The 23,780-nt window shown below is 35.7% G+C and carries 22 protein-coding genes; 10 read left to right on the top strand and 12 right to left on the bottom strand.

The genetic code is table 11. The features are described 5' to 3' along the window. Positions 1-4: 4 nt before the first annotated feature. The 4 genes from EL260_RS02195 to rsfS form a co-directional block, all read right to left on the bottom strand. On the bottom strand, positions 5-877 hold the full coding sequence (locus tag EL260_RS02195) for a phosphatidate cytidylyltransferase (protein ID WP_123858653.1): 873 nt from the start codon (positions 875-877) through the stop codon (positions 5-7). 24 nt (positions 878-901) lie between these two features. Next, a complete protein-coding gene (locus EL260_RS02190) occupies positions 902-1,483 on the bottom strand; it encodes an LUD domain-containing protein (protein WP_164466590.1) in 582 nt (193 codons plus the stop codon). A 135-nt stretch (positions 1,484-1,618) separates the two neighbouring features. Next, a complete protein-coding gene (gene ftsH, locus EL260_RS02185; protein ID WP_123858651.1) occupies positions 1,619-3,637 on the bottom strand; it encodes an ATP-dependent zinc metalloprotease FtsH in 2,019 nt (672 codons plus the stop codon). A gap of 21 nt (positions 3,638-3,658) precedes the next feature. After that, a complete protein-coding gene (gene rsfS / locus EL260_RS02180) occupies positions 3,659-4,024 on the bottom strand; it encodes a ribosome silencing factor (protein WP_123858650.1) in 366 nt (121 codons plus the stop codon). Positions 4,025-4,111: 87 nt separating this feature from the next. On the opposite strand from rsfS, the gene EL260_RS02175 reads away from it, so the two are divergent. After that, positions 4,112-4,828, top strand: coding sequence for a biotin--[acetyl-CoA-carboxylase] ligase (locus EL260_RS02175; protein WP_123858649.1), 717 nt, complete (start codon positions 4,112-4,114; stop codon positions 4,826-4,828). On the opposite strand, the gene EL260_RS02170 is transcribed toward EL260_RS02175, so the two are convergent. The 4 genes from EL260_RS02170 to EL260_RS02155 form a co-directional block, all read right to left on the bottom strand. Continuing rightward, positions 4,822-5,934 carry an LptF/LptG family permease gene (locus EL260_RS02170; RefSeq protein WP_123858648.1) on the bottom strand — a complete coding sequence of 371 codons (1,113 nt, stop codon included), beginning with the start codon at positions 5,932-5,934 and terminating at the stop codon, positions 4,822-4,824. The two genes, EL260_RS02175 and EL260_RS02170, sit on opposite strands and share 7 nt — an antisense overlap. Before the next feature lie 8 nt (positions 5,935-5,942). Next, positions 5,943-7,073 (bottom strand): tRNA guanosine(34) transglycosylase Tgt, encoded by a 1,131-nt coding sequence (gene tgt, locus EL260_RS02165; protein ID WP_123858647.1) that lies wholly within the window; start codon positions 7,071-7,073, stop codon positions 5,943-5,945. A gap of 69 nt (positions 7,074-7,142) precedes the next feature. Beyond that, entirely contained in the window at positions 7,143-7,547 is a 405-nt protein-coding gene (locus EL260_RS02160; protein ID WP_123858646.1) for a DUF4296 domain-containing protein, read from the bottom strand. Positions 7,548-7,555: 8 nt separating this feature from the next. Continuing rightward, entirely contained in the window at positions 7,556-8,272 is a 717-nt protein-coding gene (locus EL260_RS02155; protein WP_123858645.1) for a polyprenol monophosphomannose synthase, read from the bottom strand. Positions 8,273-8,511: 239 nt separating this feature from the next. Here EL260_RS02155 and EL260_RS02150 point away from each other — a divergent pair, with 239 nt between their 5' ends. The 4 genes from EL260_RS02150 to EL260_RS02135 all read left to right on the top strand — a co-directional run bounded on the left by EL260_RS02150 (position 8,512) and on the right by EL260_RS02135 (position 12,543). Continuing rightward, a complete protein-coding gene (locus EL260_RS02150; RefSeq protein ID WP_123858644.1) occupies positions 8,512-9,180 on the top strand; it encodes a DUF4271 domain-containing protein in 669 nt (222 codons plus the stop codon). Between the two features lie 11 nt (positions 9,181-9,191). Next, on the top strand, positions 9,192-9,932 hold the full coding sequence (locus EL260_RS02145) for a uroporphyrinogen-III synthase (RefSeq protein ID WP_034721908.1): 741 nt from the start codon (positions 9,192-9,194) through the stop codon (positions 9,930-9,932). A gap of 139 nt (positions 9,933-10,071) precedes the next feature. Continuing rightward, positions 10,072-12,117: a S9 family peptidase gene (locus EL260_RS02140; RefSeq protein ID WP_123858643.1), complete on the top strand. Its 2,046-nt coding sequence runs from the start codon at positions 10,072-10,074 to the stop codon at positions 12,115-12,117. 87 nt (positions 12,118-12,204) lie between these two features. After that, the gene (locus tag EL260_RS02135; protein WP_123858642.1) at positions 12,205-12,543 is read left to right on the top strand and encodes a hypothetical protein; all 339 of its coding nucleotides are present in this window, start codon (positions 12,205-12,207) and stop codon (positions 12,541-12,543) included. 291 nt (positions 12,544-12,834) lie between these two features. On the opposite strand, the gene EL260_RS02130 is transcribed toward EL260_RS02135, so the two are convergent. Next, positions 12,835-13,320: an SRPBCC family protein gene (locus EL260_RS02130; protein ID WP_123858641.1), complete on the bottom strand. Its 486-nt coding sequence runs from the start codon at positions 13,318-13,320 to the stop codon at positions 12,835-12,837. 201 nt (positions 13,321-13,521) lie between these two features. Here EL260_RS02130 and EL260_RS02125 point away from each other — a divergent pair, with 201 nt between their 5' ends. The 5 genes from EL260_RS02125 to EL260_RS02105 all read left to right on the top strand — a co-directional run bounded on the left by EL260_RS02125 (position 13,522) and on the right by EL260_RS02105 (position 19,724). Beyond that, positions 13,522-15,060, top strand: coding sequence for a sensor histidine kinase (locus EL260_RS02125; RefSeq protein ID WP_123858640.1), 1,539 nt, complete (start codon positions 13,522-13,524; stop codon positions 15,058-15,060). Positions 15,061-15,161: 101 nt separating this feature from the next. Further along, entirely contained in the window at positions 15,162-15,848 is a 687-nt protein-coding gene (locus tag EL260_RS02120) for a response regulator transcription factor (RefSeq protein WP_002982671.1), read from the top strand. 82 nt (positions 15,849-15,930) lie between these two features. Continuing rightward, entirely contained in the window at positions 15,931-16,575 is a 645-nt protein-coding gene (locus EL260_RS02115) for a polyadenylate binding domain-containing protein (protein ID WP_123858639.1), read from the top strand. Positions 16,576-16,594: 19 nt separating this feature from the next. Continuing rightward, complete coding sequence (locus EL260_RS02110; RefSeq protein ID WP_228445279.1) at positions 16,595-16,960, top strand: hypothetical protein; 366 nt, start codon at positions 16,595-16,597, stop codon at positions 16,958-16,960. Between the two features lie 67 nt (positions 16,961-17,027). Beyond that, positions 17,028-19,724, top strand: a complete 2,697-nt coding sequence (locus tag EL260_RS02105) for a TonB-dependent receptor domain-containing protein (protein WP_185145891.1) — start codon at positions 17,028-17,030, stop codon at positions 19,722-19,724. A gap of 338 nt (positions 19,725-20,062) precedes the next feature. Here EL260_RS02105 and EL260_RS02100 read toward each other — a convergent pair whose 3' ends face one another. Genes EL260_RS02100 through EL260_RS02090 form a run of 3 tightly spaced genes read right to left on the bottom strand, consistent with a single transcriptional unit; the run spans position 20,063 to position 23,753 of the window. Next, positions 20,063-20,560: a cupin domain-containing protein gene (locus EL260_RS02100; RefSeq protein ID WP_123858638.1), complete on the bottom strand. Its 498-nt coding sequence runs from the start codon at positions 20,558-20,560 to the stop codon at positions 20,063-20,065. 25 nt (positions 20,561-20,585) lie between these two features. Next, entirely contained in the window at positions 20,586-22,868 is a 2,283-nt protein-coding gene (locus tag EL260_RS02095; protein ID WP_123858637.1) for a GH92 family glycosyl hydrolase, read from the bottom strand. Between the two features lie 21 nt (positions 22,869-22,889). Beyond that, positions 22,890-23,753: an ROK family protein gene (locus tag EL260_RS02090; RefSeq protein ID WP_228445277.1), complete on the bottom strand. Its 864-nt coding sequence runs from the start codon at positions 23,751-23,753 to the stop codon at positions 22,890-22,892. Between the last annotated feature and the right edge of the window lie 27 nt (positions 23,754-23,780).

Raw genomic sequence — 23,780 nt, 5'->3', positions numbered from 1 at the left:
GAGACTAAATAAATTTTTCTAAAATAAAGTACAAATATACGACAGGAACGCAGATAATAAAACTATCCAGTCTATCTAATACTCCTCCATGCCCCGGAATGATGTTTCCACTATCCTTTACACCGAAGTTTCTCTTCAGTTGGCTTTCTACCAAATCTCCCAGTGGAGCAAAAGCTGCTACTAGAAATCCTACGATCATCCAGTTCCCTCTCAACTCAGGCTGATAATGCTCAATAAAGTACGATAGAACTAAGGTTAAAACAACACCTCCAGCGTACCCTTCCCATGTTTTTTTAGGCGAAATCTTAGGTGCCATTTTATGTTTTCCAAAGAACTTTCCTACGAGGTAAGCAAAAGTATCACTACTCCAGATCAGGATAAAAAGGAAAAGAACTTCCATAGAAAAACCATCGTTATAGCTGGAGAACTTAGGTAATCCCAATGCAAAACTGAATGGCAGGGCTACGTAAATAACGGTAAAAATCAATTTTCCGTTGTCAAAGTATAATTCGTTAGGAAACTTAAATAAAGTGACTATAGCAATACCAATGAGAGCAAGAGCTAATATCTCACTCAATCTGAAATCAAAAAAGAAATCATGATGGAAGTATCTTTTGGAAAAAATGTAAAATATAAAAATAACCAATGGATATACTACCCATTTTTCATATCCTTTTCCAAATTTCATTAGTTTCACACACTCCCAAGTACCTACAACCAACAAAAGACTTATCAGACCATAATAAAGATATTGTTGCTGAATAAGACCAGGGAAAACACTGTTAATAAGTTGCGCCCCTAACGGAGTCGAACAAAGAATGATAATGGCTACATAAACGAGACCTGAAACGGTCCTTTGAATGAGATTTTTGTCCAAAATTTAAAATTTAGTAGTGGTTGCTTAATCTTCAAGCAGCAATAAAAACAGTTTTGTATTGGAATTGGAAGAACTGTCCATTTTAGACTGGCTTCCACTAATGGAAGTAAGGTTCTTTATATTTCCGTTCCTTTTTATTTTCCCCATGGCATCATTCAGGCTGTTTACAATCTGCGAAACATTGGCAATGATAATAATCTTATCTGGTAGCCTTGAGGAATGATAATGAAGAATATTATTATGAGAAAGCATAATTCTTCCGTCATAAGCAATCAGGTATTCACATGTAATGAATGCTGCTTCATTAGACGGCTGCAATTCTGAAGTATAAGAAGTCTTCACAACATTTAAAAAGTTCTGAAGTTCCTTATCCCAACAAAACAGGTTGTTGATACCTTCTATTTTGATAATTTGATTTAAAGTTTGTAGAGCCTCCGCTTCATCTGCACAATAATTAAAAAATCCCCCTGAATGCGTAAATAATTGCGCAAACTTATAGTCGAGATCCGCATTTTTCAGCGAATCCCCAAGCTTCTCCAGGCTCTGTTTGTCCTCTTCCTCAGGCTGGTTGGTAAGTTTGCTTACAATCCTCTTGAATAAATTCAACTTAATTTATTTTTAGTCAACTTTATACAAAAATAGAAAATAAATTACAATAGATTCCAAAATATCTCCTTAAATATGAAAAAACCTGACAATTTTAAAGTTGTCAGGTTTTATATTTCCTATTTTTTAAGAATTTTAAAGCTGTGTTGGGCTTTCAGGAGCCTGTATTTCGCTTTCTTCTTCTTTTTCTTTAATTGGAGGTGTTTCCAACACTTCCGGTAGATCTTTTTCAGGAATAGTATTGGTAACCGGTTTCTCTGTCAATTCAGGATCCCATGCTCTTTTACCAAAGATTTCTTCTAAGTCTTCACGGAAGATCACTTCTTTTTCTAACAGTTTATTTGCCAGAGCATCAAGCTTATCTTTATTTTCGTCAAGAATTCTTACCGCTCTTTCATACTGATTTTCGATAATCAATTTGATTTCTGCATCAATTTTAGTAGCTGTTTCTTCAGAATAAGGTTTTCCGAAAGAATATTCAGACTGCCCTGAACTGTCATAGTAAGAAATATTACCAATATTAGGGCTTAATCCGTAGATCGTCACCATTGCCTGAGCTCTCTTCGTTACTGTTTCTAAATCAGAAAGAGCTCCAGTAGAGATATTGTTGAAGATCACCTGCTCAGCTGCTCTACCTCCTAATGTTGCACACATTTCATCCAACATCTGTTCAGTAGTAGTAAGTTGTCTCTCTTCCGGAAGATACCATGCTGCACCTAAAGAACGTCCTCTTGGAACAATCGTTACTTTTAAAAGTGGGGATGCATGTTCTACCAGCCAAGAGATTGTAGCATGACCTGCTTCATGATAAGCAACTCTTCTCTTTTCAGATGGCTTGATGGCCATATTTTTCTTTTCAAGACCACCAATAATTCTATCTACCGCATCCAGGAAGTCCTGTTTTGTAACAGAAGTATGGTTATATCTCGCTGCAATCAACGCTGCTTCATTACAAACATTAGCAATATCCGCTCCACTGAATCCAGGAGTTTGTTTTGCTAAGAAATCTCTGTCTACATTATCATCAAGTTTGATTTTCTTCAAATGAACATCAAAGATATCTTTTCTTTCATGCAATTCAGGAAGATCTACATAGATTGAACGGTCAAAACGACCTGCTCTCATCAAAGCTTTATCAAGGATATCCGCTCTGTTGGTAGCTGCCATTACAATGACATTTACATCTGTTCCGAAACCATCCATTTCAGTAAGAAGCTGGTTCAATGTATTTTCTCTTTCATCGTTTCCGCCTGAGAAATTATTTTTTCCTCTTGCACGTCCGATAGCATCAATCTCATCGATAAAGATAATCGCCGGAGATTTAGCTTTAGCCTGAGCAAAAAGGTCTCTTACTCTTGAAGCTCCTACCCCAACAAACATTTCTACGAAATCAGATCCTGAAAGGGAGAAAAACGGAACTTTAGCTTCCCCAGCAACAGCTTTCGCCAATAAGGTCTTACCTGTTCCCGGAGGGCCTACCAATAGTACACCTTTAGGAATTTTACCTCCTAATTTTGTATATTTTTCAGAGTTTTTCAAGAAATCTACGACTTCTTGTACTTCTTCTTTAGCACCTTCTAATCCTGCAACATCTTTAAATGTTACCTGAATTCTTTCTTTTTCATCGAAAAGCTTAGCTTTAGATTTTCCGATAGAGAAAATCTGTCCGCCAGGACCTCCGCCCCCACCCATCTTTCTGAAAAGAAGGAAGTAGAATAATCCCAGAATAGCAATCCAGATTAATGCAGATATAAGAATATCCGCGAAAGGACTCTTGCCTGTTCCATAATCTTTAGCTGTTTTAATAGCCGGATTGGTTGTTTTGATCTGTTCAAATTTCTGAAGGAAAAGTTGAAGATCTCCATATTTCACAGAATAGTCTGCTTTTGGAGCCATATCTAAAGCTGAAAAAGGATTATTTTCCTTTCCGGTTTTCACCATTGCTGATTTTGCTTCTTTAGTAAGGAAAACATCAGCTTTCTCTATGTCTTTGTATATAATAATATTTTGGACTTTCCCCGCCTGCATTTCTCTAAAGAAACCATCCTCATCAATAGTTTTTGCTGTATCTCCACCAAGGAAATTGGAACCAAAGAAAAGCAAAAGAGCTATGATTGCAATAGGAAAGAACCAATTGAATCCTTTGTTATTCATTTAGACTTTTTAAATTTTTTATTATTCATTTTCAATTTTGGTAATGACTGCGTCACCCCAAAGTTCTTCGATATCGTAATATTCACGTGCTTCTTTCTGGAAAATGTGAACCACTACTGAAACATAATCTACCAATACCCACATTGAGTTTTCTGTACCTTCTACATGCCAAGGTCTATCTTTCAGATCGTTTCTCACTTTTTTCTCAACACTTCCAGCCAATGCTGAAACCTGTGTATTCGAGTTTCCGCTACATATTACGAACGTTTCCGCTACTGAGTTTTCAATTTTTGAAAGATCGAAGATCATAATATCTTCTCCCTTCACATCTTGAATTGCTTCAACGATTTTATCTATTAGTGCTTGTTTTTCTGCTGTTTTATTCATTAAAAAAATACTATAATCTGCAAATTTATTGTTTTTTCTTTACTTTAACCTTACTTTTACCCCCTTAATGTCTTAAAGTTTTCTTAAATGAGCCAACTCTTCTATCTGAAAGAATGTTCTTCTACTAATGACGAAATATCAAAGTTTTTACTTTACGAAAATTCAGATTTTATAGGATTGCATACTTTTAATCAAACTAAAGGCCGTGGCCAGTATGGAAATGTCTGGATTCCGACTGCCGGAAAAAACCTGGCGTATACGCTGGCAGTGAATACTCAAAACATACTGTGTTCCGACTTTATATTCAATTATTATACCGCAATTATTGTCAGGGATTTCCTTGCCAATTTGGCTGATAATGATGTGAAAATTAAATGGCCGAATGATATTATCCTTAAAGGTAAAAAAATCGTTGGAATTTTGATTGAAAAGAAAAAAATTAATCAAAATAATTATTTTATTATTGGAACCGGAATCAATATCCTTCAAGACAAATTTGAAGCAATATCGAACGCTGGTTCACTTCTGACGCAGACAGGGCATGAATTCAACCTTGAAGAGCTTAGTGTAAACCTTCATGAATTCTTGTCAGAAAAACTAAAAAACATCCCTTCTGACCAGGAAATACTGGATCATTTCAATAAGAGTCTGTTTCGAAAGGATGAGATCTCTGTCTTTGAAATTGAAAAAGAGAGACAAAATGGCATCATCCGGAATGCAGATGATAAAGGAGAACTTTGGATCGAATTGGAAAAAGACGGCATGCGTTCTTTTTACCACAAGGAGGTAAAACTCCTCTATTGATTAGCTCTTTTGATATAAAGATATAGAGTAAGCGGAAGAAATACCAGATTAGGCAACCACATCGCTAAAGCCGGTGATAAACTTTTATTTTCTGAAACCACTTTTAAAGCTTCAAATGAAAAGACAAACAGGAAGGCCAATGAAATCCCTATCGCAAGATTAATCCCTAATCCCCCTCTCTTCTTTTGAGAAGACAGAGAGAGCGCAAGGAAAGTCAGAATAATAATAGAAACAGGCATTGAAGTCCTCTGATGAAGCTCATTCAAATAAGAGTTAAGATTACTATTTCCTCTGGCTTTTTCTCTTTCTATGAATTTTAAAAGCTCAGGGGTTGTTTTATTTTGCCCTAAAAGCTCATTCGGAAAAAGTTCTTCAGGAGAGTGGCTATAGTTTTTTCTAAGCTCTACTCCATTATTCAGTTTCTCCGTATTATCTTTATTGATCGTCTTTTCAAGATAATTATTTAAAACGAACTGCTTTTTATCCTGATCCCAATATACTTCACTAGCTTTTAATTCGTACACCATTTTTCTGTGAGTATCAAACTTTTGGTACACAAAACTGGATCCTCTTTTTTCTCTTTTATTCCAGGAATCTACAAAGATATACTCTGTTTTACTCAACTGTGAAGAGGCTGGAGCAGTCCCCAGAATCTTTTCTTTATTGGCAGCATTATAGGTATACGCTTCCAACTCGTTTTTCTTGATATTAGCCCAAGGAAGAACCAAATGATACACCACAAGCGCCATTAATGCAATCAGAATAGAAGTATACAGATACGGTTTTGAAAACCTGTGAAAACTAGCTCCACTACTGATAATAGCAACAATTTCAGTATTGTTTGCCATTCTGGAAGTGAAATAGATCACCGTAATAAATACCAGAATGGAAAGGAATGTCACTACTAGATTAATGATCCAGTAAGGATAAAAGTGAAGCAGAAAATACCCAAGATCCAGTTTAGGATCTAGAGCTTTTGCATTTTCTATCCTTGGAATTTTTTGCTGAACATCGATAACAAGTACTACTATAGACAACAGTACCAGCATGAAACTAAAAGTTCCAAGGTATTTTTTGATGATATATCTGTCTACAATCTTAAGCATACGTCTTTTTACAGTCTTTGTCTAAGAACCGGTACTATAGAATTTTTCCACTCATAGAAATCTCCCGCAATGATATGTTCTCTGGCTACTTTTACCAAATCAAGATAAAATGCTAAGTTATGAATTGAAGCGATTTGCTTCGCCAGATATTCTTTGGATACAAATAGATGACGAAGATATGCTTTTGAATATTCACGATCTACAAAGCTTGTCCCGAATTCATCCAAAGGCGAAAAATCACGTTTCCATTTTTCATTTTTAAGATTCATTACCCCTTGCCATGTGAAAAGCATTGCATTTCTGGCATTTCTTGTAGGCATCACGCAATCCATCATATCAATTCCTAACCCAATAGATTCAAGAATGTTCCAAGGAGTTCCAACTCCCATCAGGTATCTTGGTTTTTCTTTTGGGAGAATATCTGTTACTTCATCTGTAATTCTGTACATTTCCTCTTCTGGTTCTCCTACAGAAAGTCCTCCGATCGCATTTCCTTCTGCTCCTGCTTCAGAAATTACTTCCGCTGAAATTTTTCTTAAATCAGAATAAGTAGATCCCTGAACAATTGGGAAAAGTCTTTGCTTATGCCCGTATAATTCAGGATTATCATTAGTCCATTCGATACATCTTTTCAGCCAACGGTGGGTAAGCTCCATAGATGATTTTGCCTGATTGTATTCACAAGGGTAAGGAGTACATTCATCAAAAGCCATGAAAATATCTGCCCCGATCTGTCTTTGGATTTCCATTGATCTTTCCGGAGAGAACATGTGATAACTTCCGTCAATATGAGATTTGAATCTCGCTCCCTCTTCTGTCATTTTTCTGTTGCTCGCTAACGAGAACACCTGAAAACCTCCAGAATCCGTAAGAATAGGAAGGTCCCAGTTCATAAATTTATGTAAACCACCGGCATCCTGCATCGTTTCCATTCCTGGACGAAGATAAAGATGGTATGTATTGCCCAAAATAATTTGGGCTTTAATGTCTTCTTTTAATTCTCTCTGATGAACTGTTTTCACACTTGCAACAGTTCCTACCGGCATAAAAATAGGGGTTTGAATCTTCCCGTGGTCTGTAGTAATTTCCCCTGCCCTAGCTTTTCCTTCAGAGGTTTTTTCGATATTAAAAAATTTCATCTGTACTCTTTTTTAATTCGCTTCGATCAGCGATTATCATTGTCCGGGCTAAACCCGCTTCATCATTAATTATTTTTGAGGCATTCCTAATTCGGTTTTCTTCAGCTTATCTTTTACATATTGATCCGCTTTAGGATCTTTCTTGAGTAAAATTTGCTGTGCTTCGGTCGCAATGCCTTCCATTTCTTCTTTAATCACATAATACTTAAAACTTTCAACAAAATCATCCGGTTTTACATGATGGGATTTCAAAATAAATCTGGTACCGGCTTCCATATTCCGGTTCTGATACATAAAATTAACCTGATCATTCATCACAAGATCAGCGATAACTTCTGCCATCACCTCCTCATCAACAAGATTTTTAGGCTTATCAATATAATCACTACATGAAAACAGCCCCAGAAAAACAAAAACAAGAATCAAATTTTTCGTCAGCTTATTTCTATATTTTGTATTGGAAGGATTAGCCATGTTTTATTTTATAATCGATTGATGATTGACTTCCATTTTAAGTTTAAAACACCAAAAACAGCTTCATGGATAATTCCGCCATTCATTTTGCTTTCTCCTAAAATTCTATTGGTAAATATAATAGGAACTTCTACAATTCTAAAACCTTTTTTAAAAGCTCTGAATTTCATTTCTATCTGAAAACCGTACCCTTTCAATTTTACATTATCCAATCCGATTTCTTCCAATACTTTTCTGGAAAAGCACACAAAACCGGCTGTAGTATCATGAATAGGTAGTCCTAACACAAATCTCACATATTTTGATGCAAAATAGGACAGCAACACTCTTCCCATAGGCCAGTTGACAACATTTACCCCTTTTGAATACCGGGAACCAATGGCCATATCAGCATTCTGACAAGCTTCAAAAAGTTTAGGAAGATCATTAGGGTTATGTGAAAAATCGGCATCCATTTCAAAAATGTAGTCGTATTTATTTTCGATCGCCCATTTAAATCCATGAATATAGGCTTTACCTAAACCATCTTTACTATGTCTTATCGAAATATGCAGGTAATGGGGGTGCTTCTTCTGCAATTCCTTTACTACATCTGCTGTTCCATCTGGAGAAGAATCATCCACTACTAAGATATGAAAGTCATTCTCCAATGCAAAAACCGCGGAAATAATATTTTCAATATTTTCCTTTTCGTTATACGTTGGGATGATGACGAGTTTTTTCATTTCAGTTTGCAAAGATAGTTTATTTAACCTTTTTATTTTATACAAAATAATCTATAATTTTGCAAAAATCTTTTTCAAAGATTCGTGGATCAGATTAAGCTTGTTTTCCACAATCGTAAGTGATGTAAAAAATCAGTGAAAAAGATGTTTAAGATTAGATTTAACAGATGAAGCAATAAAGAAATTCTATGCCAAGTTGTGTTATTTATAGTTAAATAAAAAAATAAAAAACTTAAAATTTGCCATCATCACCAAACTACATCAACTATGTAAGAATACCTGAGAATAACGACTGGGTAATTTTTATACTTATAGGCTGTATATTTTTATATGTTTTTATGATGAACATTATAGAAAGAGATGCAAGTCTTAAAGATTTCTTGCTTCAAAAGTATTTCGATGCAAGCAATAACCTTCCCAGCTGGATTATTACATCCTGCGTAACTACACTTACTTTATCTGTACTGATCTCTCAGTATATTCCGGTAGTGCCTAAATTTATTGCAGATATACAGATTGTAGGGTATCAACTGAATAAGTTTGGATATACCTTTCTGGCCGTTATCTTTTTTTACCTGATAAAATCTACATTAGGCTTTTTATTTTATCAAAGTATAGGTGATGGAAAAAAATGGACTATTTTTTATTTTACCGCCACAAAATTTTATTTTATCCTGTCTTTTTTGTTGATAATTCTGTGTGTTAGCCATTATTACTTCCCAATAGACAGAAATAAAATCTTCTCATATTATTTCTTCTTCTTTTCTTTTGTGTTCATTTTCAAAGTTTTTTTCTATTTATTTCACAAGAACAAGATTCTTCCAGAGAAATGGTATTATAAATTTTTGTATATTTGCACGCTCCAAATCGCACCATTGTTACTGCTTTGGAAGTTGTTATTTTTTTAATAAAGTCAAAGATGAGAATAAAGTCTATATTGGTTTCTCAACCAGCGCCTAGTGAGTCTTCTCCATATCTGGATATAGCGAAGAAGGAAAAAATAAAGATTGATTTCCGTCCATTTATCCACGTCGAAGGGGTTGACAATAAAGAACTCAGAACTCAGAAAATAGATCTGACACAATATACTGGTATCATTTTCACCAGTAAAAATGCTATTGACCATTACTTCAGACTTGCAGAAGAATTACGTTTTGCAGTTCCGGATACAATGAGATATATCTGCCAGTCGGAGGCAATTGCCAACTATCTTCAGAAGCACATTGTGTACAGAAAAAGAAAGATCAGCTTTGGGGAGAAAAACTTCTCAGATCTACTTCCTCTATTCAAGAAGTTTCCCACTGAAAAATATCTGTTGCCATCTTCAGATGTTTTAAGCCCGGATATTGTAAAAACTTTAGATTCTGCAAACGTAGAATGGACAAGAGCAATCATGTACCGCACTGTATGCAGTGACCTGACAGACATCAACATTAAAGATTATGACATGTTGATCTTCTTCAGTCCACAGGGAATTAAGTCTCTGCAACAAAACTTTCCAGACTTCAAACAAGATGAAACAAAGATCGGAGTTTTTGGAAATACTACTTTAGCTGCTGCAGAAGAAGCAGGATTAAAGGTAGACTTAATGGCTCCTACGAAGGAAACTCCTTCTATGACCATGGCCCTAGAAAAATATATTAAAGCACTACACAAATAGTCTTTAATACAAAAATAAAGCTAACCATCTCTCCAATAAAGGAAAGATGGTTTTTTTTTAACTACATTTGAACAAAAATTAACATTGAATAGTACGTTCCCGGAAGTCGTTCTGGCCGTACAAAAATTAAAATATTCTGATGAAAGCTCCACAGGCAAAAAAAATAGAAAAAATACTAGAAACCCACGGCGACAGAAGAGCAGACCATTACTTCTGGCTTAATGAAAGGGAAAACCCGGAAGTCATTCAATATCTTGAAGAAGAAAATGCTTACGAAGAATTCATCATGAAAGACACCGAAGAACTTCAGGAAGAACTCTTCGAAGAGATGAAAGCCCGTTATAAAAAGGATGACGAATCACTACCATATTTCTTCAACGGATACTGGTATATTGTACGCTATGAAGAAGGCAAAGAATATCCTATTTTCTGTAGAAAGCATGAAAGCATGGATAACGAAGAGGAAATTATACTTGACGTAAATATTTTAGCGGAAGGTGAAGATTTCTTTGAAGTGGGAAGTGTTGCGGTAAGCCCTAATAACGAAATGACTTCTTTTTCTTCAGATAATGTAGGAAGAAGAATTTATACTTTAAACTTCAAAAACTTAAAGACCGGTGAAATTCTTCCGGATAAAATATTCAACACGACAGGAAAAGCAGTTTGGGCGAATGACAATCAACATGTTTTCTATATCAGAAAAGACAAAAGTCTTCGTGCATTTCAGGTTTACAGACATAAACTAGGAACAGATTCTTCTGAAGATGCCCTTATCTTCCATGAGAAGGATGATACTTTTGATGTAAACGTATTTAAAACAAAATCCTTACAATATATTTTTATTGCAAGTTCAAGCACGATTTCTGATGAGCATCATTTTATTCCTGCAGACAATGTTTTTGCAGAATGGAAAGTTATCCAGCCAAGAATAGATGATCTAGAATATTCTGTAGAACATTATGAAGACGAATTCTACATTATTACAAATGCTGATGATGCCACGAATTTCAAAATTGTAAAAACAAAGATTGACCACTGCAGTATGGAAAACTGGGTAGACGTTATCCCACACCGTGCTGAAGTATTACTAGAAGGATTTGAAATTTTCAAAGACTATCTGGTTCTGGAAGAAAGAGAAAAAGGGCTTCTTCAAATCAAAATTATTGATGAAAAAACCAAAGAGTCCTATTATCTCCCATTCTCTGATCCAACTTATACTGCTTATATAGGAATCAACCTTGAATTTGATACAGAGGTGTTACGTTATGGTTACACTTCCCTTACTCAGCCTGGTTCTACCTATGAGTATAACATGAAAGATAAAACCACAAAACTTCTGAAACAACAAGAGGTTTTAGGTGGAAAATTCTTCCCGGAAAATTATATATCCGAAAGAATCTGGGCAGATTCCAGAGATGGAGAAACAAAAATCCCCATTTCTCTGGTGTATCATAAGGACACCAAAAAAACAGCAGACACTCCCCTTCTACTTTATGGATATGGAAGTTATGGACACACTGTAGACGCCAGTTTCTCCAATGTAAGACTTTCTATTCTTGATCGTGGTTTTATTTATGCTATTGCTCACATCCGTGGTGGTGAATACCTGGGAAGAGAATGGTATGAGGATGGAAAAATGCTATTCAAGAAAAATACTTTCTTCGATTTCATTGATGCAGGAAAATATCTGATAAAGGAAAACTATACTTCATCCAAGCATTTATATGCAATGGGTGGAAGTGCAGGCGGACTTTTGGTGGGAGCCGTTGTCAATTATGAACCACAATTATTCAATGGAATTGTTGCACAGGTTCCGTTTGTAGATGTTGTGACTACAATGCTGGATGATACAATCCCATTAACGACCGGAGAATATGATGAATGGGGAAATCCAAATGACAAAGAATATTATCATTATATGAAAGAGTATTCTCCTTATGATAATGTAGAAGCTAAAGACTATCCAAATATCCTTATCACAACAGGATTCCATGATTCCCAGGTACAGTATTGGGAGCCTGCTAAATGGACAGCCAAACTTAGGGAATTAAAGACAGACAACAATATTCTGGTTTTTAAAACAGATATGAGTTCAGGACACGGAGGTGCCAGTGGAAGATTTGAATCTCTGAAAGAAGATGCATTAGAATATGCATTCTTATTAAAGATTGATAATAAAGAATAAAACAAAGTTGACGAAACTTTGAAAATAACTTTCCTCCTTTACAAATGAAATGAGAAGAGGAATCAAAACATTAATAATGTAAATTATATGAACGAGTCCGAATATTGGAAAAAAATAGAACAGTTCTTCGAAGATAATTTTCAAACCGAGAAAAATCCGCCTATTGAAACGTTACTGTTTTTAATTGGTCTACAGGAATTGGGCAGTGGACAACAAAAATATACAAAAGAAGATAAAGTAAACCTTATCCATATTGCAGTTTGCAGATTGCTTGAACCTTTTGGATATTATAAATTCACTCACTATGAAGATGGGTGGCCCCAGTTTGACAAGCTGGAAGATCTTCCGGAATTAAAGCCTAATGAACAGAGCTTGCTTATGAAAAAGGCTATTATTCAGTATTTTCAGGAAGAAGAGCTTATTTAAGTGTGAAAACACGGTACTTTGAAAATTTAATAAACAAAAAAACGCCATATTCCTTATGCAAATAGAGACAAATAAAACTTGTCTCTATTTTTTTTGAATAAAATCAACACCCAAAACCATTTCGTTACCAATTGATTATATCTGAATTTCACCATTTTATAGAAAACTTTCATGAGCATACAAAACTCTAAGTCTGAAATAATGCGAAACATTAAATAGGGTACCTCAATTGAAGTACCCTATTTTCATATCATAAAATTTATGATCTATCATCACATTTTTACTATCCTATCACCCAATGATTTCCTTTAGTTGACTCAATCCCATTTTAAAACCTTCTTCAAATCCCATATCCAGCATTTTTTTCATGACTTCTTCGGACTGATAGTGAATATTTACCGTTACTTTTGTTCCTTCTTCTACTCCTGTAAAACCAATCAGCCATTTTGATCTTGGGGCTTCTTCGTTCACTTCTCCGTTTTCATTACAGAAAGCACTTGTCCAATCAAAACTTCTATGTTCTATAATCTCCCCGTATTGGGATTGAGAATATCCTTTTTCACCATTCGGACCTACCATTGCATACAGCCAGATCCCGTTTTCTTTAAAATCCTGTTTTACTGTTTCGCACTTCCAGGGTCTGGGACCCCACCACTGATCCAATAATTCGGATTGGGTAAAATAATTCCACACTTTCGAAACATCAGTGTTGTAAATATTCATTACATACACGCTTTTCGAGTCAAAATCTTTGTTGAAAATGATATTAGATTCCATAAAGTAATAATTTTAAATAAAGTTAGCGCTTTATTTACAGAAAGGACTTTTCCTATGACAAGTAAACAATAATTCATAAATAATTGTTAAAAAACTATCTTTTAAGAAAAAAAACATAATTTTTTGGCTCGTTTTTTGTTTACGTAGTCTTAAAACAATTAATTTTAACATTCATTTTTCCAAAACATATACAATTAAATAATGAATAATAAATTCATCCCAATAATTTCGGTGTTTATGACGATCTCACTGATTGTCTTTGTTACGCTCCAATTTTATTGGCTGAAAGGCTATTACGGTGTACTGGAACAGGACTTTTCCAATAAAGTTTATTCTGTTTTAGAAAGTACATCAAAAACAATTGAAGAAATTGAAGCCGATAAATATCTTACCAAGGATAACAGAAGTACAATCCTTGCCAACAGTAAGAACCCCTCACTTACTACTATTCAACAGGTAGAGGATTCCGGGACTCAGAGACAAATTATCTATTCCAAAAATATTATTTCCAATGCACAGCTTCCTATTTCTAAAAAAGGAGACTCTGTAAAGCTGACAACTTTATATACTGATGAAGCCGCTTATAAAATAAAAAGAGATACCACCAACCGCGAAATTCTTACCTCGGATATCAATCAGGATATTGAAACCGGGGATTATGCCGTAAAAGAGTTTGTAAAGGTATATGGAAACAATTTACCTATTGCACAAAGGGTAAGCCCGGCCACTCTTGACTCAGTGATCACAAAAGAATTGAAAATCCGAGGGATTACAGCAAAGTTCGGGTATGGAATTATTGATAAAGACAATAAACTTACCACCATTGCCAATAAGGCTTACAAAGAAAAAAAAGACAGCAATACCTATAGCTATCCTCTTTTCACAGATAAAAAATACAATACTTTATACAATCTTGCTTTAGTATTCCCTAAAAAGGAATATGCTTTGGCAATGAACAACTGGCCGATGCTCTTGGGAACTTTCCTTTCATTGCTTACGATTCTTGGAATTTATATCATTTCTATTAATTATATGATGAGACAGAAAAAACTTGCTGAAGTGAAAACAGATTTCATCAATAATATGTCTCATGAATTCAAGACACCGCTCGCAACTATTTCCGTCGCAACGGATTCATTAGCGAATGACAAAATTGCTACTAATCCGGATAAAGTAAAATACTATTCGGAATTGATTAAGCAGGAAAATCTGAGAATGAAAAAGCAGGTGGAAAATGTCCTGAATATGTCTAAGCTTGAAAGAAATGAAGTAGAACTATTCCTAAGGGAAACCAATGTTAGGGAATTAATTAAAAGGACAACAGAATCCTTCAATCTGATTGTACAGCAAAGAAACGGTACTCTGACTCAAGAATTCAATGCCACTCATTATAATTTTAAAATTGATGAGTTTCACATCTCGAATATGCTGGTGAATCTACTGGATAATGCGAACAAGTATTCTCCCGAAGCGCCGGAAATTCATGTAGAAACTAAAAATGAAGGCCATTGGTATGTTATTGAGATCTCAGATAAAGGAATGGGAATGGAAACCCAGAATAAAACAAAAATTTTCGAGAAATTCTTCAGGGAAGAAACCGGAAATATTCACAATGTAAAGGGACAGGGATTAGGCCTTTCCTATGTAAAAAAGATTGTAGAACTGCACAAAGGGCAGATTATCGTAGAATCTAACAAAGGAGCTGGAAGTACGTTTACGATAAAACTTCCAATGGGATAAATATAAGTATCGATAAAATAAAGAACCAAAAAAACAAAATATAAGAAGAGTGAGAGTGAGATAGTTCATTCTTAATTGTTAATTATTAATTAGTAAAAGTTATGAGCAACAGAATATTATTAGTAGAGGACGATCAGAGTTTCGGGGCGGTGCTTAAAGATTATTTAACAATCAATAATTTTGAAGTAACCCTTGCTACTGATGGAGAACAGGGATTGAAAGAATTTACGGAAAATGAATTCGACATCTGTATATTTGACGTCATGATGCCTAAGAAAGATGGGTTTTCATTGGCTGAAGATGTAAAAAAGATTGATAAAAATACACCGATCATATTCCTTACAGCAAGAAATATGAGAGAAGATATCCTTAAAGGGTACCAACTGGGAGCTGATGATTACATCACGAAACCATTTGATACGGAACTTCTTTTATACAAGATCAAAGCAATTCTTCAAAGAAGCTCTACCCTGGAAAATGAGGAACAGGAGCAATTCAAGATTAGCAATATCTTTTTCGATTCTATGCTGAGACAGCTGAAGGTAGGTGATAAGGAATATAAGCTTTCTCCAAAAGAAAACGAATTATTGAAACTTCTTTGCATCCACAGAAACGATTTCATGCCAAGAGACCTTGCTCTTAGAAAGATCTGGAAAAAGGAAAATTACTTTACAGCAAGAAGTATGGACGTGTATATTGCCAAGCTTCGTAAATTATTGAAAGATGACGAAGGATTAGAAATTATCAACGTTCACGGTGAAGGATTTAGACTTCTTGTAAAAAATTAATCTAAAAACCGTATTATAAATATAAAATTAGCAAAACAATTAAAAATGTTTTGCTAATTTTGCTTTATACCCAATTAAGGATATGAAGAATACGTTTTTAGGTTTGATCTCTGTATCAATATTAGCTGTCTCTTGTAAGAAAGATGAAAAGGCAACTTATTTAAAAGAAGAAGATGGTTCTCAGCAATCTTCTGTCGCTATCAATAATACCCCAAAGGTTTCATTAATGGATCAGGCGGGAGTTCAATCCAATCCGGCAACGGTTGATCTGGCTAATGCTCCAGGAATGAATCCTGCGCACGGACAACCGGGACACCGATGTGATATTCCTGTTGGACAACCTTTAAATAGCCAGCCTGCAGCTGCTCCTGCTTCACAAAACATCAGCGTAGGTGCTAACAATGCCATTCAAATTGACCCTAGCTCAGCATCTCCAGCGAAAATAACTATGAACAGCAATGCTAAACCTGGGAAAACGGCTCCGGGAATGAACCCACCACACGGGCAACCGGGACACCGATGTGATATTCCTGTTGGACAGCCTTTGAGCAGTAAACCGGCTCCAACCCAACAAACGATTCAAAATAATATTCAGGTTACCCCTACTCCAACCCCTGCCCAGGTGGCTTCACAAAATCTGGCCATGGGAGAAAAACCAAAAGTAAACCCTGCACATGGGGAACCTTGGCACAGCTGTTCGCTAAAAGTTGGTGATCCTTTGCCATAAATTTTGTATTTTTGCAGATATGAAGCTGTTTCACATACTTGCAATAGTATTTTGTTTGGGAATCTTTCTGGTTCCCAAGGATAGTTTCTACAGTCAATCTATGAAGGAAACCTGCTGCAAAGCAGAATCCGAAAAGAAAAGTGACTGCTGTAAAAATCACTCCTCAAAAAAGAACGGAAAACACGATTCTACAAAATCATCCTGCAATGATGACTGCTGTTCATCATGTGCTATCTGTTATACCTTTATTGAGACTCCTTTTTCAAAAAACCTACGCCTGGAACTGTCTTATTACAAAACAAATAAGAATCCTCAGTTTCAATATTCAGATCCTTATCTTTCAGATCGTTTAAAGGAAATCTGGCAACCGCCTAAAATAGGTTAATTAAAAACATTCTGAGTTCGTTACATCCCGTATCGAACTGTATTTTAATTAATTTAAACTTTAACAAATGAAATTATATATTTCCAGGTTGATACTTGGTACATTATTCTTATTTACACCATTTATATCCGCTCAAAACCTTCAGAAAAACCAGTTCAAAGTAAAAGGGAACTGCGAAATGTGCAAAACAAGAATTGAAGGAGCCGCTAAAAAGGCAGGCGCAAAAACGGCTGTTTATTCTATTGATCTTCAAACATTGACTTTAGAAACGGATAAGGTTTCCACAGATGAAGTTCTAAAAAAAGTAGCGGAAGCAGGTCATGATAATGAAAAATTTAAAGCTTCTGATGATGTTTACAAAAACCTGCCGGGATGTTGTCTATACGAAAGAGATTTACAGCCTACTCAAGCTACAACTGAGCATCATGAGCATCATCCTGCAGTCAAAAAAGAAAATGAATTTTACGTAAGAGGAAACTGTGCTTCATGCAAAGCAAGAATTGAAAAAGCAGCTCAGAGAGCAGGAGCAGATTCCGCGGAATGGAGTGCAGAAAAACAAACGGTTGCTTTACATTTTGATGCTGCAAAAACCTCATCGGATAAAATTTTAAAAGCGATTGCTGATGTTGGCCATGATAACGAAAAATACAAGGCCTTAGACACTACTTACAATGGGCTTCCGGGATGCTGTCTGTATGACAGGGATTTTACTTTTGGAGAACCTAACCCAAAAGTTCATTATGAAGAAGAAGCTAAACATGAAGATCATAATAATCATTCGGCTTCCTCTGATAATGATTCTCACAGCAAACACGAGAAGAGTATTGATGGTGTTGTAGTAACAGGTTCTAAAGCAGCGACTTCTTTAAACAAGAAAGAAGCAGGCTTGGTCTTTAATATTGATAAAAAAGAACTATTAAAAGCGGCATGTTGTAATTTATCTGAAAGCTTTGAGACGAATGCCACAGTAGATGTATCTTTCAGCAATGCGGTAATAGGAACAAAACAGCTGAAAATGCTGGGGCTGGATCAAAAATACACAAGCTTAACGAAAGAACAACTTCCCGAGATCAGAGGACTGGCTTCAGCATACGGATTAAATTTTATTCCCGGAAGATGGATTGAAAGCATCCAACTGACGAAAGGAGGAAGTACTGTAACCAACGGTTATGAAAGTATTACAGGACAGATCAACACTGAATTGTTGAAGAATGCCAAGACTCCGGAAACTTCCCTAAACCTGTTTTCTGATTTTAATGGAAGGGCTGAAGCGAATATTACCAGTGTGTCTCCCATTAATGATAAATGGTCACAGACTTTCCTTCTTCATGGAAACGGAACTTTCGGGAATACAGATATGAATCACGATGGCTTCCTGGACAGACCAAAAGGGACTCAGATCAATGCAGCTTATCTTCTTAACTATAACGATCTGGAAAAGTCAGGATTCGGATCTCACTTTGGAATTAATTTTATCCGAGATGAGAGAACTGCAGGACAAACTGCATTTGATAAAAAACTGGCTCAGGATAAACAACCTGCCTATGGTGTGGGGATTGATATTTCAAGATTTCAGGTTTGGAATAAAACAGGGTATGTTTTTAAAGGAAGACCTTATCAGAGTATTGGCTGGATGAACCAATATGTTTATCACCAGCAGGATAGCTTCTTCGGATTGAGAAATTATGCCGGAAAACAGCATACATATTATTCCAATTTAATTTTTGAAAGTATTCTTGGAAACACTAACCATAAATATAAAGCAGGAGCAAGCTTCCTGTATGATGGTTATGGGGAAACTTATTTAACGGATAATATCAAGAGAAATGAAATTGTTCCAGGAATTTTCGCTGAATATACCTTAACAGGATTAAAATATACTTTAGTAGCAGGAACCCGAGTGGATTTCCACAATCTGGCAGGAACTCAGTTTACGCCAAGAGTTAATTTTAAATATGATTTTACTCCACAGACTATTTTAAGACTTTCTGCAGGAAGAGGATTCAGAACAGCGAATGTTTTTGCAGAAAGCCAGCAGTATTTTGCTTCTAACAGAGTGATTAACATCATGCCTAATGGAGGAAATATTTATGGTTTAAAACCTGAGATTGCATGGAACTATGGAGCAAGTTTACAGCAGGAGTTCAAGCTTTTCGGAAGAAAATCCACAATTATTGCTGATTTTTTCAGAACCGATTTCCAGGATCAGGTATTAGTAGATTTAGACAGATCACCTCAGCAGCTTACCTTCTATAACCTTGAAGGAAAATCATTTGCCAATTCATTTCAGACACAGTGGGATTTTACACCTTTCAAAAACTTTGATGTAAGATTAGCTTATAAATATTATGATGTACAGGCAGATTATATTGATGGTAGAAGAGAGGTTCCTTTTATGGCAAAGCACAGAGGGTTTGTTAACCTTGCCTATGCTACGAACAAAAACGATAAAGGTGGATTCTGGAGTTTTGATACCACACTAAACTGGGTAGGAAAACAAAGGCTTCCGAATATGGCTGGTAATCCTGCAGAGTTTCAGTTACCAACCTATTCCAATTCTTATGCTGTACTGAATGCACAGATCTCAAAAAACTTCAACAAGAAGCTTAGAGCTTATGTAGGAGGAGAAAACTTTACTTCATATTACCAAAAAAATGCAATCATCGATTTTAAAAATCCTTTCGGAAATTATTTTGATGGCGGAATGGTATATGCCCCAATTATGAAAGCGAACTTTTATGTGGGACTGGACGTAACGTTTTAAAGAGGGAGATTGAAATACTGCTGGACAGTTTATTGAGTTGAAATATTTATAACTTCTTTTTCTGTTTCAGAAAATCCTTGAAAATATAAAACAGCATCAAATTGATGCTGTTTTTTTATCATCAAAACTTTCAAAAAAACCTTATAGGTTTCTAAAATCTATAAGGTTTAAGTATTCATATATTTTTACAAAAATCCGGAGACCTATCTCGATCAATAAATTCGATGGTAAAATAATGGACAGGTTTTATGAAAACAGACAGTAAATCTCCTCTTCCAGCATCCTGCTTCCTTACCCAATAAAAAGAGCAGTATCAAAATTGATACTGCTCTTTCATTTTATCTTCCAAAGTCATCCTGTACTCTTACGATATCATCTTCGTCTGAAGGGTTGGATGCATCAGTATGCTGCCAGATTTCGGCTACAATTCCCCAGCCTGAAAGCCCTATCAATCTGTGTCTTTCTCCCTGTTGAAGTTTGACCTGATCTTTCGGACGGTATTCTCCAATTTCTCCTTCTTCATCTGTAGGACTTCTTTTGATTCCTACCGTTCCTTCTACAACCTGCCAGATCTCTGCTCTTCTGTGGTGATACTGCCAGCTTAATCTTGCTTCTGGAGCTACAATAAGAATTTTTGGACTTAGCTTCCCGCCTATTCTTAAGTTCTCCACATCAATTCCATCAAAGTATTGGTTGGCAAAATCCTGTGCCTGTGTTTCATCTATTACAAAAAAACCTCCCCATGGTCTGGTTTCATCTTTTGAAGCAATTGTAAAACCCTGAGTTTCCAAAGTTTTTGCAACTCTATCGAATATTTCTTTTTTTTCCGTGCTCATATATCTTTTTTCTCTTAATTAAAAATTATTTACCTGACTCTTCTTTTGACATTGAATAGGGGAAATCTTTTTCCTGCGTTCCTCTGTCAGTATTCGGTTTACTATCCATTTTAAAGTCTAAAACCGCTCCTTTGATTAATTCTTTATGACTTAACCAATTTTTGGAATAAGGCTGCTGATTTACGTTCAATAATTTTACATATAAATTTTCAGCATTATTTTCCGGTGCTTTTATTTCAATTTTCTTGCCATTTTCCAGGTGAATGGTTGCTTCTTTAAACAATGGTGCGCCCAACACATATTGATCTGTAGCCGGTGTTACCGGATAAAAACCTAATGCTGAGAAAATATACCATGCGGAAGTCTGCCCATTATCTTCGTCTCCACAATAACCATCCGGAGTAGCCTGATACAATTTGTTCATTACCTGCCTCGTCCAATATTGAGTTTTATAAGGTGCTCCGGCATAATTGTACAGATAGATCATGTGCTGAATAGGCTGATTTCCGTGAGCATACTGCCCCATATTCATAATCTGCATTTCTCTGATCTCATGGATCACTCCACCATAATAGCTGTCATCAAAAACCGGTGGTAAAGAAAATACCTCATCCAACTTGGCTTCAAATTTCTTTTTACCGCCCATTAGTTCTGAAAGACCATTGATATCCTGGAAAACCGACCAGGTATAATGCCAGCTATTGCCTTCTGTAAAAGCATCTCCCCATTTAAAAGGATTGAAAGGTTTCTGAAAATTACCGTCTTTATTTTTACCACGCATCAATCCTGTTTCCTTATCAAACAGATTTTTGTAATTATACGCTCTTTTTTTGTAAATATCAATTTCTGAGGCAGGTTTTCCTAATGCCTTTCCTAATTGATAGATTGCAAAATCATCATAAGCGTATTCTAATGTTCTGGCTGCATTCTCATTAATTTTTACATCATAAGGAACATAACCTAATTCATTGTAATATTTTACTCCTGCACGTCCTACTGCTTTCATCGGACCTTCATTGTTGGCACCATGTTTTACTGCCTGCCAAAGGGTTTCCACATCAAAGCCGCGAAGTCCTTTGATATACGCATCTGCTACTACGGAAGCGGAATTGTTTCCGATCATAATATCAGAATATCCCGGACTGCTCCACTCTGGTAAAAATCCTCCTTCTTTATAAGCATTGGCTAATCCTTCCTGCATTTCTACATTGATGCTTGGATATACCAGATTCAGAAAAGGATATAAAGCGCGGAAAGTGTCCCAGAATCCTGTTCCTGCAAACATTCTCCCGTCTGTAATTTTTCCGTTGTAAGGACTCCAGTGCTTTATTTTATTCTGAGCATCGATCTCGTATAATTTTTGAGGAAAGAATAAAGTTCTGTATAATGAGGAATAAAAGGTTCTCATCTGTTGATCTGTTCCTCCTTTTACTTCTATTCTTCCTAAAGTTGTATTCCAGATATTTTTAGCATCGGTCTTTACCTGATCAAAATTTCTGTTCCCGATTTCTCTTTTAAGATTAAGCTCAGCCTGCTCAAAACTAATGAATGAAGAGGCAACTTTTGCATAAACGGTTTCTTTATTTTTCAGTTTAAAGCCAACTATTGCTCCGGTATGATCGCTGGTAATCTCCAACTTATCATTCACCAAGTTATCATCTTTCCATGTTTTTGTCAGTTCAAAGTCTTTATCGAACTGGATGACAAAATAGTTTTTAAAATTTTCATATTTCCCTGTGGAATATCGGGTAGTATACCCCAGAATTTTTCTTTCTTTGGGTACTATTTTGATGTATGAACCTTTATTCAGGGCATCAATAACTATATACGCACTATCTGTTTTCGGGAAATCAAATTTGAAAAAAGAAGCTCTTTCCGTAGGGGTAAATTCTGTAGTTACATTGATATCTGCTAAATAAACACTATAGAAATAAGGGGTTGCAACCTCAGCTTTATGACTGAACCAACTTGCTCTGTCGTCTTCTTTAAATTTTAATTTTCCTACTCCCGGCATGATGGAAAATGCGCCATAATCATTCATCCAGGGAGAGGGTTGATGGGTTTGTTTGAATCCTTTTATTTTATCGGCATCGTAAGTGTAGGCCCATCCGTCACCCATCTTTCCGGTTTGTGCCGTCCAGAGATTCATCCCCCATGGAAGCCCAACTGCCGGATAGGTATTTCCGTTGGATAATGAGGGTTTGGATTGAGTTCCCATCAATGGATTCACATAATCTACAGGAGATATATTCTGACCAAACACTAGGGCCTGTAATAAAAGAAAGCAAGTAGAAAAAATAAACTTCATTGTATCGTTTCGTTTGTTAATTTATATAAGCTTTTTTAATGCATAGCTGGCCGCTCCCAGAATGGCCGCATCTTCAAATATGGCCGAAATTTTAACCTGCAAGTTAATATTATTCTTTATTAGATTCTGAATAAATCTTTGCTCAAAATGAGGATACGCTTTTGCGATATTTCCTCCTATAACTAAAACTTCCGGTTTGTAATGATCTACATATTTTACAATAAAATCGGAGAAAGAATCTGCATATTCATCAAACATCTTTTGCTGTATTTCTAAAGGTTTATCCAAAAGATCTTTAGTTCCTGAAATTTTCTCTCCGGTAAGTTTCTCATACCTATTTACAAACCAGCGTGTAGCTAGGTAATCTTCACCTATTGAGTCTTTAAATGGTGAATCCCATAAGTCTTCATCGGTCGCAAATTCTCCGTTGTAAAATGTGGTTCCTAATCCTGTACCCAGTGTTACTCCAAAAACTCTTTTAAAACCCTGAACACAGCCTCCAAATACTTCTCCTTCCATAAAGGCAGCAGCATCATTTACAAAATGAATCTGCTTTGAAGAAATGGATAATCTATTCGCCAGTTCTTCTTTTATATTGACCTGGTATATATCAATAAATTTCCCTTGCTGCATTAGAGAGATTCCGTTTTCATAGTCGAAAGGACCCGGCATAGCAATTCCAATCAAAAGATCTTCTTTCACCAGATCATCGGCTGCTTTCTCAATAGCTGAAGTCCAAGCTGAGAAAATGGTTTCTTTATTATCAAAAGAATTAACGTGCTCTCTTACATACGTTGAAGTGATAATTTCTCTTTTTTCAGCATCTACCTGTGCCAATGTAATATGTGAGCCGCCAATATCGATTCCTAATATATTCTGCATCATTTTTTATTTTAAATTCAAGCTGTTCTA

Origin of the sequence: Chryseobacterium nakagawai, from assembly GCF_900637665.1 — a bacterium.
In the GTDB taxonomy this organism is placed as follows: Bacteria; Bacteroidota; Bacteroidia; order Flavobacteriales; family Weeksellaceae; genus Chryseobacterium; species Chryseobacterium nakagawai.
The sequence above is the reverse complement of the archived record's forward strand: the minus strand, read 5'-3'. Positions and strand labels throughout refer to the sequence as shown.